This is a genomic window from Limisphaera ngatamarikiensis, from assembly GCF_011044775.1.
GTDB classification, from domain to species: Bacteria; Verrucomicrobiota; Verrucomicrobiia; order Limisphaerales; family Limisphaeraceae; genus Limisphaera; species Limisphaera ngatamarikiensis.
The window spans coordinates 1-687 of sequence record NZ_JAAKYA010000065.1; positions in this window are offsets into that span (position 1 = coordinate 1).

Below are 687 nucleotides of genomic sequence, written 5' to 3' on the forward strand. Positions count from 1 at the left end.
GCGCAGGTAAGGGGCGGGGCGTATCCCCACGGTCCGTAGAAAGATGCGGGCACAGGAGACTGTGCCCCTCCCCCAAAGGTCCCATGGGAGGGACCGCGTCCTCGCGGTCCGCAAGAATTGGCGGGCACGGGGGACCGTGCCCCTCCCGGGGAATCCCAAATCGAAGGCACCCCAGCCCATTTGCGAGGTCGGGAGGGTCCGCGTCCCCGCGGTCCGGAAGCAAAGGCAGACCCCATGGCCCGTGCCGAACCTGCAGCGCGACCTAATGGCCGGGTGCTCTTCCGAATTCCGACAGGTTGGGAGGGACGGCGTCCCCGCCGTCCGCGAGAATGTCGGGCATAGAGCACTGTGCCCCTCCCCCAAGGTCCCGTAGGAGGGACTGCGTCCCAGGCCGTATGCTCGATGCGCCTATAATAAGCTGCTGATCGGAAGCGACACCGGCCACCCGGCTTGTTGCACCGGGAAACGGCTGCGGAACACTTTGCCGGACACCAACGGCCGCCTTAGACCTCGGGACATGCTTTGCGCGCTCTCTTCTGGCCGTTCTCCGTGTCCTCTGTGTCTCTGTGGTTCGATCTCTCCATGCCTCTGGACCAACCGGACCGGCTGCAGGGCGAGGTGCGGTCGGCGGTGGTGGTGCAGACGCCGGAGCTGATGAACTACGACCTGGACGGGAATCTTGTCCGG